We start from the raw sequence: 12486 nt of genomic DNA, 5'->3' as shown, positions 1-12486 counted from the left end.
CCGTGGTACAGCTAGACTGGAGAGGTAGAAATGGATGCCCGGTCGTTGATTTCCATGATTTTTGAATTCAACAAGCCCGCCCCTACGCGATCTTGAGATCCACCCGCTGGTCCCCAGTGCCAGCATTTAGATAGCCCGCGATCGGCTTCCACTGGATTTGCTTGCGCGCCCGAGCGTGCTCCGGAACGGCCAATGGCCGGCCCCGTTGAGCAAGCAGCGCAGCCCAAAATGAATAAGGAAACTCCCCTGTGAGTGAATTGCACACGCACCAGCTTCTGATCGATGATTCCGGCACGGAGACCATCGAGCCCGAAGAAACCATCATCTCGGACGAAAAGCCGCACGAGATTGCCGAAAAGACCTTCGCCGACTTCAACGTCCGTGCGGACATCGTGGAATCGCTGGCCGACGCCGGCATTACCCACCCCTTCCCCATCCAGGCCATGACGCTTCCGGTCGCACTGGCCGGGCACGACATCATCGGCCAGGCCAAGACCGGTACGGGTAAAACCCTCGGCTTCGGCATCCCGGCGCTGCAGCGCGTCGTGGGCCGTGACGACGCCGGCTTCGACAAACTGGCCGTTCCCGGCGCCCCGCAGGCCCTGGTGATCGTGCCCACCCGCGAGCTCGCCGTCCAGGTGGCCAAGGACCTCGAGAACGCCGCCAAGAAGCGCAACGCCCGCATCGCCACGATCTACGGCGGCCGCGCCTACGAGCCGCAGGTCGAGTCGCTGCAGAACGGCGTCGAAATCGTTGTCGGCACCCCCGGCCGCCTGATCGACCTGTACAAGCAGAAGCACCTGAGCCTGAAGAACGTCAAGATCGTCATCCTCGACGAGGCCGACGAAATGCTGGACCTCGGCTTCCTGCCGGACGTGGAAACCCTGATCGCCGGCACGCCCGCCGTCCGCCAGACGCTCCTGTTCTCCGCCACCATGCCCGGCCCGGTCATCGCCATGGCCCGCCGCTACATGACCCAGCCGACCCACATCCGCGCCGCGGACCCGGACGACGAAGGCCTGACCAAGCGCGACATCCGCCAGTTGATCTACCGTGCGCACAGCATGGACAAGGTCGAGGTCGTAGCCCGAATCCTGCAGGCCCGCGGCCGTGGCCGCACCATCATCTTCACCAAGACCAAGCGCACCGCCGCGAAGGTGGCCGAGGAACTCGTGGACCGCGGCTTCGCTGCGGCCGCCATCCACGGCGACCTCGGCCAGGGCGCCCGCGAACAGGCACTGCGTGCCTTCCGCAACAACAAGGTGGACGTCCTCGTGGCCACCGACGTCGCCGCCCGCGGCATCGACGTCGACGACGTCACCCACGTGATCAACTACCAGTGCGTCGAAGACGAAAAGATCTACCTGCACCGCGTGGGCCGCACGGGCCGCGCCGGCAACAAGGGCACGGCCGTGACCTTTGTCGACTGGGACGACATGCCGCGCTGGGGGCTCATCAACAAGGCCCTGGGCCTGAGCTACCCCGAGCCCGTGGAGACGTACTCGTCCTCACCCCACCTCTTCGAGGAACTCGACATCCCCGAGGGCACCAAGGGCCGGCTGCCCCGCGACAAGCGTGTGCTGGCCGGCGTCGACGCGGAGGTCCTCGAGGACCTTGGCGAGACCGGCAAGAAGAACTCACGCCCCAGCACAAAGGACAGCGGACGCTCCTCCCGCGACGGCGCACGCTCCGGCAGCCGCGACTCCCGTGAAGGCAGCCGCGAGAACCGCCGCAGCGGCGGCGCCCCGGCCGGCGAAAACGGCGGACGCCCGGCTTCGCGCCGTCGCCGTCCGGCCGCCACGGACTCCGCTTCCGCCGCCCCGGCTGAGGCTTCGGCCCAGGCCCCCGCGTCGGCCGCGTCTGCGCGGGCCGCTTCGGCCAGCGCTCCCACCGAGGTGGACCGTGCAACCCGTGCCCGCCGCCGGACCCGCACCCGTCGGCGCAACGGCGAGGTTGTTGCAGGCGGCGACGCACAGCCGAGCGGCGCCGAGGCCTAATCCCCTCCATGACTGACACCGTCTGGGCGCCGGACGGCAGCAACCTGGTGGTTCACGCGGACAACGCGGAATACCTCCCCACGCTGCCGGACGGCGCCTTCACACTGATCTACGTGGATCCGCCCTTCAACACCGGGCGGGTCCAGAAGCGCCAGGAAACCAAGATGGTGCTCAATGCCGGCGGCGAGGGCGACCGCGTCGGATTCAAGGGCCGATCCTATGACACGATCAAGGGCGCCCTGCACAGCTACGACGACGCCTTCAGCGACTACTGGTCCTTCCTCGAGCCCCGGCTCGTGGAGGCCTGGCGGCTCCTGGCCGACGACGGCACCCTGTACCTGCACCTGGACTACCGCGAGGTGCACTACGCGAAGGTCATGCTGGACGCCATCTTCGGCCGGGAATCCTTCCTGAACGAGATCATCTGGGCGTACGACTACGGTGCCCGGGCCAAGTACCGCTGGCCCACCAAGCACGACAACATCCTTGTCTACGTCAAGAACCCGGCGAAGTACCACTTCGACAGCGCCGAGGTGGACCGTGAGCCGTACATGGCGCCCGGGCTCGTCACGCCCGCCAAACGCGAGCTCGGCAAGCTTCCCACCGACGTCTGGTGGCACACCATTGTTTCGCCGACCGGCAAGGAGAAAACCGGGTATCCCACGCAAAAGCCGGAGGGGCTCATCCGCCGCGTGGTTGCGGCTTCGAGCCGGCCGGGCGACTGGTGCCTGGACTTCTTCGCCGGCTCCGGCACGCTCGGAGCGGTGGCCGCGAAACTCGACCGCAGGTTCGTGTGCGTGGACCAGAACCTGGCCGCCGTCGATGTCATGGCCAAGCGCCTCGCCGCGAAAGCGCAGTTCACGTCGTTCCCGACGCCCTGACACCGCCGGTTGCGCTATCACTTGTGGCTGCCATTCGGGGCTATTCCGGCCCCTGAGGGACGCTAAGTGATAGCGCAACTGGGTTCGGGGCAGCCTCAGCGCACCACGGACGAGCCGGTCCCCATGTCCTCGATGCGGGCAAAGACTTCCGGGCTGGTCAGGTTTTCGCCCAGCAGGTTCGGCTTCCCCGTGCCGTGGTAGTCGGAGGATCCCGTGACCAGCAGGCCGTATTGCTCGGCGATCCGGCGGAGGAACGTCCGGCCCTCCTCGGGATTGTCCCGGTGGTAGATTTCCAGGCCGGCCAGCCCGGCATCGATCATCTCCCGGTAGGTCTGCTCCCCCACGATCCGGCCGCGGGCAGAAGCGACGGGGTGGGCGAACACCGGCACGCCCCCGGCTGCGCGGACCAGTGCGACGGCGAGCGCCGGCTCCGGCGCATAGTGCTGCACCCAGTAGCGCGAGCGTCCGGTCAGGATGGAACCGAAGGCCTCGGCCCGGTCTTCCACCACGCCCGCGGCGACAAGCGCGTCGGCGATGTGCGGGCGGCCGAGGGTGGCGCCCGGCGCGACGTGGTGGATCACGTCGTCCCACGTCAGCGGGTAGTCCTCCGAGAGCAGGGTGACCATCTTCTGGGCCCTCGTGCGCCGGGCATCCTTGGACTTGGTGATTTCCTCAAGCAGCCCGGGATGCGCGGGGTCGTGGAGGTAGCTGAGCAGGTGGACGCTGATGCCTTCCGCCGTCCGGCACGAGATCTCCATGCCCGGGACCAGGGCGACCCCCGTTTTCCGGGCCGCGGCGGCGGCCTCGGCCCACCCGGCGGTGGAATCATGATCGGTCAGGGCCACGACGTCGAGCCCGGCAGCGGCGGCGGACGCAATGACATCGGCCGGTGCCTGGGTGCCGTCGGAAACGTTGGAGTGGGCATGCAAGTCAATCCTCACCTCACCAGCGTAGTAGATGGCCGGATCAAAGCCTCGGCCTCCACCGGCCCGGTCGCCCGGCGGCGGTGGCGCGCCGTTGGCCTAAGCCGCGGCGCTGGTGAGACTATGGGACGGTGAACGATGCAGATAACACCCTAATCTCCGCTTCCCAGCCCCTCGAAGAGCGCGTCAACAACCGCTCGCAGCGGCCCAGCTCGGACGCTTTCAAGGCCTTCATGGCCAGCAACTGGGCGCCGGCCACGCAGCAGCTCCCCGAACGGGACGCCGTCGCGGGTCACGCCGCAGCCAGGCGCCGCTCCATCTCAGGCCTGTTCAAAGGTGAACGCCTGGTCATCCCCGCCGGCCCGCTGAAGGTCCGCTCGAACGACTGCGACTACCGCTTCCGGCCGCACTCGGCCTTCGCGCACCTCACCGGCCTCGGCCTGGACCACGAGCCGGACGCGGTCCTGATCCTGGAACCGGTGGCCGAAGGTACGGGCGACGACGGCGGCAACCACCACGCCACCCTGTACTTCCGCCCGCTGGCCGGCCGCGACACCGAGCAGTTCTACGCCGACTCCCGGTCCGGGGAGTTCTGGATCGGCGCCCGCCCGACCCTGGAGGAGTTCAAGGCCAAGCTCGGCCTGGACACGGCGGACATCGCCGAACTCGAACTCGCCATCACCAAGAACGTCGGCGCGACCGAGATCGGCGGAATCTCCATCAGGCTGGTCCGCAAGGTGGACGAGAACATCGACGCCCTGGTTGACACCGCCCGCTACAACACGGCCAAGGACCCGGACAATCTTGACCTGAGCGTGCTGGACGCCCTGGACGAAAAGCTCAGCGAGGCCCTCTCGGAACTGCGCCTGCTCAAGGACGAGTGGGAAATCGAGCAGATGAAGACCGCCGTCGCCGCCACCGTGGCCGGCTTCACGGAGGTCGTCAAGGCGCTCCCCCGGGCGCTGACCCACCACCGCGGCGAGCGCGTGGTGGAAGGGGCGTTCTTCGCCCGCGCCCGTGAGGAAGGCAACGAGCTCGGCTACGACACCATCGCCGCGTCCGGCAACAACGCCACCGTGCTGCACTGGACCCGGAACACCGGCAAGGTCAACGCCGGCGAACTGCTGCTCCTGGATGCAGGGGTCGAGGCCGACTCGCTGTACACGGCCGACGTCACGCGCACGCTGCCGGCCAACGGCAAGTTCACCGACATCCAGCGCAAGGTCTACGAGGCAGTGCTCGACGCCGCCGACGCCGGCTTTGCCGCCGCCCAGCCGGGCACCAAGTTCCGGGACATCCACACCGCAGCCACCACAGTGCTGGCGGAACGCCTCGCCGAATGGGGCCTCCTGCCCGTCTCCCTGGAGGAAGCCGTCAGCACCGAGGGCCAGCAGCACCGCCGCTGGATGCCGCACGGCACCAGCCACCACCTCGGCCTCGACGTCCACGACTGCGCCCAGGCGAAGCGGGAACTCTACCTCGACGGCGTGCTCACGCCCGGAATGGTGTTCACGATCGAACCGGGCCTGTACTTCAAGAACGAGGACATCGGCATCCCCGAGGAATACCGTGGCATCGGCGTCCGGATCGAGGACGACATCCTCATGACAGCCGGCGGCCCGGTCAACCTCAGCGCCGCCCTGCCGCGCAAGGCCGACGACGTCGAGTCCTGGATGGCGGGCATCTACCTGGAAGCCGACAGCCAGACGCCGTAACGTCCGTCCTGCGGAGACGATAGAAGCGCCGAAAAAGGGAGGGTCCGCGTGGACCCTCCCTTTTTCTGTGGCTACTTTTCTGGAGCTACTTTTTATGTGGCTACTTCTCTGCGGCTACGGCGTGCCGCCAGTTAGGGCTGCTGGCCGTCCTGGCCCGGCGCGGGCTTGTCGCCGTCCGTGACCCTGACCCCGTATTGCGGGCGGCCGTCCGGGAGGTCCGGGTAGCTCACGCCGGACACCCTGCCGGCCGGGCGGACTGTCTCCTCCGCCGCACCGCCGGATGCCGCCGGGGCCTGGCCTGCGGCTCCTGCCTGCTGCGGCGCACCGCCCTGGTACTGTCCGGCCGGATCGTTGCCGGTCTCGGGCGCCCGCTGGCCGTACGGATCGTTCCAGCCCGCGGGGCGCTGCGGCGCGTGGCCCTGCTGCCCGGGCTGCTGCGGGCTGGGCTGCTGTGGTTCCTGCTGCCGGTAGTCGTGCTGGACGTAGCTGCCCGCTGTTGCCCCGGACGCGTCATGCGGCGTCATAGGGAGCTGGTGGAGCAGGCGCCGCGCCTCACCGGCGGCCTCGAAGGAGACCACCACGTCGTAGTTGGTCGCCACCACCTGGCTCGTAGACGTGAAGTCCCGCTTGCCGCGCTGCATGGCATACGTGACGATGCCAAAGAGCATGAAGAACGCGGCACCCATCAGCACGGACGTCACAATCGAGAAATAACCGGGGGTCGTGGAGAAGAAGGACAGCATCACGCCGACGAACAGGCCGAACCACATGCCGCTGAGGGCGCCGGACAGGGCCACCCGGGGATAGGTCAGCCTGCCGGTCACCCGCTCCACCATCTTCAGGTCGTTGCCCACGATCGACACCATCTGCACGGGGAACTGCTGGTCTGCCAGGTAGTCCACCGCCTTCTGGGCATCCAGGTAGGAGTTGTACGAACCGACGACGTCGCCTCTCGGGACGGCGCGGGCCTCGTCCGAGCCGGGGGCACCGGCCCTGGGAGCACCAAAAATGTTTGACATATGCCCATTCTCACCTATCCGACTGGTCTCCGGCTGGAAATTCAGCTAAAAGAGAGCAGACTCGGTAGCCTGTATGAGTGAGCACGAATCTTTCGCGAGTGTTTGTCGCGCGCCTCCTCGGCCTGGACGTTTTCGACCCATTGGGCGACCGTCTGGGCAGGCTGCGCGATGTCGTGGTGCTCTCCCGCGGGACCAGGGGTGCCCCGCACGTGGTGGGCATCGTCGTCGAAGTCCCAGGCAAAAAGCGCGTCTTCGTGCCAATGACCCGGATTACCTCCATCGACCAGACCCAGGTCATCTGCACCGGCCTGGTCAATCTTCGCCGTTTCGAACAGCGCGGCGCGGAAACCCTTGTGGTCGCCGAGATGTTCGACCGCCGGGTGACCCTCGCGGACGGCAGCGGCGATGCGACCATCGAGGACATCGCCATGGACCGGCACCGCTCCGGCGACTGGTTCGTCAGCAAACTCTTCGTCCGCCGCGGCCACTCGTTCTCGCCGCTGAGCCGGCTGCGCCGCAATGAAACCCTGATCATCGACTGGGCCGACGCCCGGCAAGGCGCCAAGACCGAGCCGCAGGCCGCCACCCAGTTCGTGGCCACACACGAGGACCTCAAACCGGCCGACTTCGCCGAAGCGCTTCAGGAAATGAGCGACAAGCGCCGCTTCGAGGTTGCCAGCGAACTCCAGGACGAACGGCTCGCGGACGTCCTTCAGGAGATGCGCGAGGGCGACCAGGTGGAAATCCTTTCCGCCCTGGACGTCAACCGCGCCGCCGATGTCCTGGAGGAAATGGATCCGGACGACGCCGCCGACCTCCTTGCCGAACTGCCCAGCGCCCAGGCGGAAGAACTCCTGCAATTGATGGAACCCGAAGGCGCCGAAGACGTCCGCCGCCTGCTCGAATACGACGAGGACACCGCCGGCGGGCTCATGACGCCGGTTCCGGTGATCCTGCCCCCGGAAGCAACCGTCGCCGAGGCACTCGCACACGTACGCCGGGAGGAACTCTCCCCTGCCCTGGCGTCCTCGATCTTCGTCGCCCGGCCCCCGCTGGAGACGCCGACGGGACGATTCCTCGGCGTCGTCCATATCCAGCAGCTCCTGCGCTATCCGCCGCCGGAGCCTCTGGGCAACCTGGTGGACAAGAGCCTGGAACCGGTCTCGGACCAGGCCCACATCAGCGAGGTGGCCCGTGCCCTGGCCACCTACAATCTCAACTCACTCCCCGTGGTCAACGACGACGGACGGCTTGTGGGGGCGGTGACTGTTGATGACGTGCTTGATCATCTGTTGCCGGACGACTGGCGCGCCCACGAGGACGACGCCCCGATAAGGAAGCTCGGAGGCCGCATTGGCTGATTCCACAGCACCACGGGGCTCCGGCACCCGTCCGGCCGGCAAGGCCTCAGGCGGGCTCGACACGCCGCTGAGCGGCCGGCAGCGGATCCTGCCCAATTTCCGTCCGGACCCGGACGCCTTTGGCCACGCCACGGAGGGCTTCGCCCGGTTTATGGGCACCCCCGCGTTCCTGATGTACATGACGGTGTTCTGCTTGTTCTGGCTGGGCTGGAACACGTGGGCGCCGGAGGAATGGCAGTTCGATTCACGGGCGCTGGGCTTCACGCTGCTGACCCTCATGCTGTCCCTGCAGGCCTCCTACGCCGCGCCCCTGCTGCTGCTGGCCCAGAACCGCCAGGACGACCGGGACAAGGTCTCGCTCCAGCAGGACCGCCAGCGGGCCGAGCGCAATCTCTCCGACACCGAGTACCTGACCCGGGAACTTGCGTCCCTGCGCATCGCGCTGCGCGAGGTCGCCACCCGCGACTACGTCCGCACCGAGCTGCGCAGCCTGCTCGAGGACATGCTGGAGGCCCAGGAGGAACTGCGCACCCACGATCCCTCCAACGGCGCCCACGAGACCCCGCGGGAAAAGGTCAAGGAGAAGCTGAAGGAGCGGCGCGACAAGCGCGGCCCCCGGACCCAGCAGATCCCCCGCGTCAAGGCCGGCGGAAAACGGGAGGACGGCGCCGCAAACCCGCCGAAGGGCCCCTCGGCGAACCCATCTGCGAACCCGCCGAAGGAGCCGTCAGCGGACACGTCAGGGGCCGCAGCCGATCCCGCCCGCCTGCCCGCACACCGCACCACCCCCGAAAGCTGAGCATCGCCCGCATGAGCACCCCGCTGGAGAAGGCAGTGCACAGCGCACTCGCCACCGTGATCGATCCTGAACTCCGCCGCCCCATTACCGAACTCGGCATGGTGGAGTCCGTGGAGATCGCCGACGGCGGCCACGTGCGGATCGTGGTGCTCCTGACCATCGCGGGCTGCCCGTTGCGCGGCACCATCACCGCCGACACCGAGGCGGCGCTGTCAGCCGTCCCGGGCGTCACCGGCGTCGAGGTGGACCTGAGGGTCATGACACAGGAGCAGCGCGACGCCCTCAAGGAGAGGTTGCGCGGGGCCGGCGGCCAGCGCGGCATCCCGTTCAACGCGCCCGGCTCGCTGACCAAGGTGTACGCCGTCGCGAGCGGCAAGGGCGGCGTGGGCAAGTCCTCGGTGACAGTGAACCTGGCGTGCGCCCTGGCTGCGCAGGGGCTCCGTGTGGGGATCGTGGACGCGGATGTGTACGGCTTCTCCGTTCCGGGGCTGATGGGCATCACGCAGGCCCCCACACGGGTGGACGACATGATCCTGCCGCCCGTGGCCTACGGGGTCAAGGTCATCTCCATCGGCATGTTCGTCACCGGTAACCAGCCCGTGGCCTGGCGCGGCCCGATGCTGCACCGGGCACTGGAGCAGTTCCTCACCGATGTCTACTTCGGCGACCTCGACGCCCTCTTCCTGGACCTGCCGCCGGGCACCGGCGACATCGCGATCTCCGTCGCCCAGCTGCTGCCCAAGGCGCAGATCCTCGTCGTGACCACCCCGCAGGCGGCCGCCGCGGATGTTGCCGAGCGGGCCGGTGCGATCGCCACCCAGACGGGCCAGACCGTGGCCGGGGTCGTGGAAAACATGTCTTACCTTGAGATGCCCGACGGCGGCAGGATGGAACTGTTCGGCAGCGGCGGTGGCGCCGTGCTCGCCGAGCGTCTCTCGGCCACTGTGGGTGGGGACGTGCCCCTGCTGGGCCAGATTCCCCTCGAAGTCCTGCTGCGTGAGGGTGGGGATTCCGGCGTGCCGCTGGTGCTGGGCCGTCCGGAGACGCCTGCGGCCGTGGCCCTGACCGGAATCGCCGGCAGGCTGGCGTCGGTTCCGCGTGGGCTCAAGGGCATGCCGCTGGGTCTGCAGCCCCGCTGAACGGAGCCCCGCTGAACGGCGGGAAGCCTAGGTCGCCTCTGAGTCGAAGGGCGCCGCTTCGCCTTCGGGCAGCCGTTCGACAACCCGGGCCTGGCGGTACTCCGCAGCCGCTGTGGCGGCTGTGGACACGGCGGCCGGGGCCCCGGAGCTCACCGGCTTCGAGTCGTCCTCGAGGAGCGCTTCCTTGATGATCCGGCGGGGATCGTACTGGCGTGGATCGTACTTCTTCCAGTCGACTTCATCGATATCGATGCCGACTTCTTCCTTGATCTGCTCCCGCGCACCGGACGCCATCCGGCGCACTTCCTTGACGATATTGGCAAGTTTCTGGGTGTATTCGGGCAGCCTGCTGGGACCAATCACCAGAAGGCCGATGATCAGCAGAAGTAAAAACTCCGGTCCATTGATTCCAAGCACTTTAGGAAGATTACCCTCTCGTTCGGGCTGGCGACGACTTCGCGAAGTCCCAATGCCGACCATGTCCTGCCCGGTCCTGCCTCACGGAGCCAGATGCTCCAGGATTCGGCTCAGTCCGCGCTCAATCCGCTCCGGAATTCCGTCGCGGGAGATTGCCACCGCAGTGCCGCTGCTGACCCGGGTGAGGGCGGTCACGCCGTCGTCCGCCTGCTCGGCCGGCAGGTCCGAAATGTAGGTGTACGTGGCCGCGTTCGTCTGGTAGATGGCCCGGTAGGGCGGCGTCGGATTGACCCACAGCCTGCCGGTGCCGGACACGCGGGCAGCCGACGGCGTGCCGGCTTTGGCCGGGGCGAAGCCGTCCGCGTCGGCTCTGTGCCCGGTCAGCACGTTGATGGGTGAATCTTCGGCCCGGGCCGGTGCGGTAGGCGTGCCGGGGGATGTGCCGGCCGCCTGTGACGGGGATACGTGTTGTTCGAGGACCGTTGCGAAGTGCTGGCCGTCCGTGAGGCGAACCTCCAGGACCTCATCCCCGGACATGACGCCGGCCCGGGCCCAGATGAGGTGGAATCCGAGGTCGCGAAGCTCCGGGCAGGTCCACCCCTGTGAGCGGAACACGGCCAGCTCCCCGGCGCTCAGGGTTCCGGTGGGGGTGAAGTCGGGCTCACCGCCCAGGCCGAGCCCGACACGGGGACCGGTTGCCTCGGTTCCGGGAACGCCGGCGGTGCCCGATCCGCTGGCGTCCAACATGTCCCCCGCCCCGAGCGGTGCGCCGCTGCCGGCCTGCCCGCCGGTCTCCGGGTGCGCGGCAGCGGAGGCGTCGGCGCCGTCGGCAGGGACCAATGGATCGCCTCCCATGGCGTAGCCGGTGCCGGCCACGAGGGCCAGGGCGGCGACGGCTCCGCCGACTGCCAGCGCCGGCAGCCGCAGGCCGCGGCGGCGTCCGCCGTGCGGGGGCGCGGCAGCGGAGCGGTCGCCGGCAAACCTCGGAGCGGCGGCCGGCTCGTCGGCTGCGGCCCATTCCGGGGTTGCCTCTTCCGGGCTGGTTGCCGCACCTTCCGCGGCCGACCGCTCCGCGGCCAACTGCCCGGTCCGCGCCAGGAGCCGGGCGGTCAGGTCCTCGCTGGCCTCGGGCACGGCGGCGCCGCGGAGCTTTTCCAGATACTGGCGCTCACGCTGTTGCCGGGCACGGCATTCGGGACACGATGCCACATGGTCATGACGGCTGGCAGCCCAATTCCGGGTAGCGCCGATCCTGCCCCGGCCGGCCTTGTCCCAGAACCTGCAGCCAGAGCCTCCCAGTAATCGTCTCAGCAGACCCATCGACTGGTTCAGAGGAGGCCGGCGATGCGCGGCATCTTGAGCCGCGGCTTGAGGGACTGCTTGGCCTGCGCCGGACGCGGGTCGCGGTGCGCGAGCTTTTCGCGCAGCATGGTCCGGCCGCGGTGGATCCGGGACCGGACGGTCCCGAGTTTGATGTCCAGTGCGGCGGCAACTTCGTCGTAGGAGAGTCCCTCGAGGTCGCACAGCACGACGGCGGCGCGGAAGTCCGGGGGAAGTTCCTCGAGCGCGGCCTGAACGTCGACGTCGAGGTTGTTGAATTCGAAGCTTTGCTCCGGTCCGGGCTCCCGGCCCGGAAGCCGCGACTCGGCGTCGTCGGCCAGGGCGTCAAAGCGGATCCTGTTCTTGCGCCGGGCCTGGTCCAGGAACAGGTTGGTGGTGATCCGGTGCAGCCAGCCGTCCAGCGTCCCCGGTTTGAAGTTCTCCAGCGAACGGAACACGCGGACGAAGACCTCCTGGGTGAGGTCCTCGGCGTCGTACTTGTTTCCGGTCAGCCGGTACGCAAGGCGGTAGACCTTGGCGGAGTGGTTCGTCACCACTTCCTCCCAGGTCGGCCGGACCCATTCGGCTTCCGCCGCGGTCCGTGACTGGCCGGTTGAATCTGTTGCCTCAGTTGCCGGGACAGGTGCCAGAATCGACATCGTCCACTCCCCTCGTGGATGGTACCTACGCCTGAATTGTGCCTGCTCGCACAGGTTCCTGCACCCTTCATTCGACGCCGATCACCACGCGGATGAGCGGATACCCATCATTTCAAAATAAGCTGGGAATTTCCTGATCCGGGCGGCTCTTCCGCCAAAGGCAGAACGCCGACTTCTGCCGGGGCCACGGCGCTTGCGCCTCCGTGTCCCGTCCCGCCGGACACAGTACGCTGTAGGGAACACTCCCCTGCCGCCC

At 68.0% G+C, this 12486-nt stretch carries 11 protein-coding genes; 6 read left to right on the top strand and 5 right to left on the bottom strand.

Going from position 1 to position 12486, the window contains the following annotated elements:
- Positions 1 to 248: 248 nt before the first annotated feature.
- Together AC1DDO_RS10080 and AC1DDO_RS10075 are read left to right on the top strand one after the other, a co-directional pair.
- Entirely contained in the window at positions 249 to 1997 is a 1749-nt protein-coding gene (locus tag AC1DDO_RS10080; protein WP_476868634.1) for a DEAD/DEAH box helicase, read from the top strand.
- 8 nt (positions 1998 to 2005) lie between these two features.
- Positions 2006 to 2878 carry a DNA-methyltransferase gene (locus tag AC1DDO_RS10075; RefSeq protein WP_476868635.1) on the top strand — a complete coding sequence of 291 codons (873 nt, stop codon included), beginning with the start codon at positions 2006 to 2008 and terminating at the stop codon, positions 2876 to 2878.
- A 95-nt stretch (positions 2879 to 2973) separates the two neighbouring features.
- Here AC1DDO_RS10075 and AC1DDO_RS10070 read toward each other — a convergent pair whose 3' ends face one another.
- The gene (locus AC1DDO_RS10070; RefSeq protein WP_441407357.1) at positions 2974 to 3819 is read right to left on the bottom strand and encodes a PHP domain-containing protein; all 846 of its coding nucleotides are present in this window, start codon (positions 3817 to 3819) and stop codon (positions 2974 to 2976) included.
- A gap of 113 nt (positions 3820 to 3932) precedes the next feature.
- Between AC1DDO_RS10070 and AC1DDO_RS10065 the strand changes: the two genes are divergently transcribed.
- Positions 3933 to 5516, top strand: coding sequence for an aminopeptidase P family protein (locus AC1DDO_RS10065; protein ID WP_476868636.1), 1584 nt, complete (start codon positions 3933 to 3935; stop codon positions 5514 to 5516).
- Positions 5517 to 5647: 131 nt separating this feature from the next.
- On the opposite strand, the gene AC1DDO_RS10060 is transcribed toward AC1DDO_RS10065, so the two are convergent.
- Positions 5648 to 6535, bottom strand: coding sequence for a YflT domain-containing protein (locus tag AC1DDO_RS10060; RefSeq protein WP_476868637.1), 888 nt, complete (start codon positions 6533 to 6535; stop codon positions 5648 to 5650).
- A 77-nt stretch (positions 6536 to 6612) separates the two neighbouring features.
- Here AC1DDO_RS10060 and AC1DDO_RS10055 point away from each other — a divergent pair, with 77 nt between their 5' ends.
- Genes AC1DDO_RS10055 through AC1DDO_RS10045 form a run of 3 tightly spaced genes read left to right on the top strand, consistent with a single transcriptional unit; the run spans position 6613 to position 9834 of the window.
- Entirely contained in the window at positions 6613 to 7896 is a 1284-nt protein-coding gene (locus AC1DDO_RS10055; RefSeq protein ID WP_441407354.1) for a magnesium transporter MgtE N-terminal domain-containing protein, read from the top strand.
- A complete protein-coding gene (locus AC1DDO_RS10050) occupies positions 7889 to 8695 on the top strand; it encodes a DUF1003 domain-containing protein (RefSeq protein ID WP_476868638.1) in 807 nt (268 codons plus the stop codon). Before AC1DDO_RS10055 ends, AC1DDO_RS10050 begins: the two co-directional genes overlap by 8 nt.
- Positions 8696 to 8706: 11 nt before the next feature.
- Entirely contained in the window at positions 8707 to 9834 is a 1128-nt protein-coding gene (locus AC1DDO_RS10045) for an Mrp/NBP35 family ATP-binding protein (protein ID WP_476868639.1), read from the top strand.
- Between the two features lie 27 nt (positions 9835 to 9861).
- On the opposite strand, the gene AC1DDO_RS10040 is transcribed toward AC1DDO_RS10045, so the two are convergent.
- From AC1DDO_RS10040 to sigE, 3 genes are all read right to left on the bottom strand, one after another.
- Positions 9862 to 10251 (bottom strand): twin-arginine translocase TatA/TatE family subunit, encoded by a 390-nt coding sequence (locus tag AC1DDO_RS10040; protein WP_441407351.1) that lies wholly within the window; start codon positions 10249 to 10251, stop codon positions 9862 to 9864.
- Between the two features lie 81 nt (positions 10252 to 10332).
- Positions 10333 to 11460, bottom strand: a complete 1128-nt coding sequence (locus tag AC1DDO_RS10035; RefSeq protein WP_476971798.1) for an anti-sigma factor — start codon at positions 11458 to 11460, stop codon at positions 10333 to 10335.
- Between the two features lie 119 nt (positions 11461 to 11579).
- Positions 11580 to 12230: an RNA polymerase sigma factor SigE gene (gene sigE, locus AC1DDO_RS10030; RefSeq protein WP_441407349.1), complete on the bottom strand. Its 651-nt coding sequence runs from the start codon at positions 12228 to 12230 to the stop codon at positions 11580 to 11582.
- Positions 12231 to 12486 lie beyond the last annotated feature (256 nt).

Source organism: Arthrobacter sp. 10N43 (assembly GCF_056394525.1).
This window is presented reverse-complemented; position numbering and strand designations above follow the sequence as displayed.

Bases quoted from the DNA above. Each gene is read 5' to 3' on its own strand.
- AC1DDO_RS10045 (WP_476868639.1), top strand. From the start codon at position 8,707: ATGAGCACCCCGCTGGAGAAGGCAGTGCACAGCGCACTCGCCACCGTG.
- AC1DDO_RS10075 (WP_476868635.1), top strand. From the start codon at position 2,006: ATGACTGACACCGTCTGGGCGCCGGACGGCAGCAACCTGGTGGTTCAC.
- sigE (WP_441407349.1), bottom strand. From the start codon at position 12,230: ATGTCGATTCTGGCACCTGTCCCGGCAACTGAGGCAACAGATTCAACC.
- AC1DDO_RS10060 (WP_476868637.1), bottom strand. From the start codon at position 6,535: ATGTCAAACATTTTTGGTGCTCCCAGGGCCGGTGCCCCCGGCTCGGAC.